The organism is Mesorhizobium sp. WSM4849 (assembly GCF_055811385.1).
Window position 1 is genome coordinate 1 of the sequence record NZ_JBVVPW010000118.1, and the last position, 421, is coordinate 421.

1 protein-coding gene is annotated in these 421 nt (G+C 55.3%); it reads right to left on the reverse strand.

Annotated features, from left to right (window positions below; genetic code table 11):
- Positions 1 to 154 precede the first annotated feature (154 nt).
- Positions 155 to 421: sigma factor-like helix-turn-helix DNA-binding protein (locus tag AC0L3L_RS36470; RefSeq protein WP_473642215.1), on the reverse strand; the 267-nt coding region annotated here is incomplete at its 5' end.

The following is a 421-nucleotide window of genomic DNA, read 5'->3' on the forward strand; positions in this document are numbered from 1 at the left end:
ATACAATCAGCCCGCAACTCCGGCTGGCAATAGACCGGAAGATTGCATCTCTGCTGACTGCCATCGAGCAGGAAAAGATCCCCAACCGGTTGACCAACCTCGCGGTTCAATTGCAGAACGCGCTTGTCGAGAAGCGTCGGTGCAAGAAAGAAGACTAGCTATATCGACGCCTGTCGACTGCGAAGTTTCCCTGTGCTTCGGACAGATGATTGCGTCTTTCCACCAATGTCTGCAACGAACTTTCGCCGAGGTATTCCAGCACGCTGGCGCGCGCTCGGTTAAGGCGGCTTTTTACCGTTCCCACCGCACAACCGCATATTTCGCCGGTTTCTTCGTAGCTGACACCAAGAACCCCGATCAGCATCAGGACCTCGCGCTGATGTTCCGGCAGCTTCTGGACCGCGCTATGGACTTCCTTGCT